This window comes from Desulfovibrio sp. 1188_IL3213 (assembly GCF_036763145.1).
GTDB lineage: Bacteria > Desulfobacterota > Desulfovibrionia > Desulfovibrionales > Desulfovibrionaceae > Desulfovibrio.
In genome coordinates, this window is sequence record NZ_JBAIYR010000667.1 from 1 (window position 1) to 869 (window position 869).

Consider the following 869-nt stretch of genomic DNA (forward strand, 5'->3'; position numbering starts at 1 on the left):
CAACTGCCTTGCAGTTGCGAGGGCTGCGCGGCTTGTGCTGCGGGAGCTTCCTCGCTGCGCTCGGCGATCTCCCTCCGCGCCGCGCAATGCCATCAGCGGACTGGCTTTGACCGGTTGGCGAACTTGAACAACAGGCAACCGCAAAGGTGCAAGCGCAGCTTCAGCCGTTGCCCGAAGGGCTTACGGATGCTTCAGGAGTTGTAACGCAAAACCACATTTGCAGACAGTATGTGGAACGATCGGCTTGTTTCCACACAATCCCTGTCGCCATTCGTAAGGTTCGCAGGCTCGCCAGCAACTGCCGCGAAGACAGCAGAGCTGTTTATTTGCGCTGTTACGCGCCGAAGCGGCGTCTTGGAAGCATTGAGAATGGATATTCTCAAGGCGAAAATGCTCTGAAGAATTTGGCTTTTGAAATGGTCGCCTGACGGCGGAAGCATCTCTGCTCCCTGTTCGCCGGGATCAGAAAGTCGAGGCCCGTTCGCACCAGAGTGCAAACGGGCCTCGTATATTCATGGGCAATTGGACCGCGGGGAGAGTATCCTCAGCGGGACGGCGCTCACTTTGACGCATAGCCACCCAAACCGCGTGTGCGCGCTTTATGGTGGCGGGCGTTGTGGCCCGCGCTGTCAGGGGAGCATGGTTAAAATGCCATTGCTCTATTTTTTGCCGCTCTTTTTCCCGGTTTTTTTGCTGCTCTTTGCCGCGCTCTTTTTGGGTGCGGCCTTTTCTTTCGGGGCCGCAGCGGCTGGCTGGGGCGCTTTTTCAGCTTTGGGGGCAGCAGCGGGCTTTTCTTCCACCGCGGGCGGTTCCACAGCCTTCACGGCCTTCGGTGCTTCCTGAGCCTCAGCGGCTGCCTGGGCGGCAGG

At 58.8% G+C, this 869-nt stretch carries 1 protein-coding gene; it reads right to left on the reverse strand.

What is annotated here, in order from left to right:
* Positions 1–659 precede the first annotated feature (659 nt).
* Positions 660–869 (reverse strand): hypothetical protein (locus V6C16_RS14415; protein WP_333543582.1); only part of this gene is annotated, 210 nt, incomplete at its 5' end.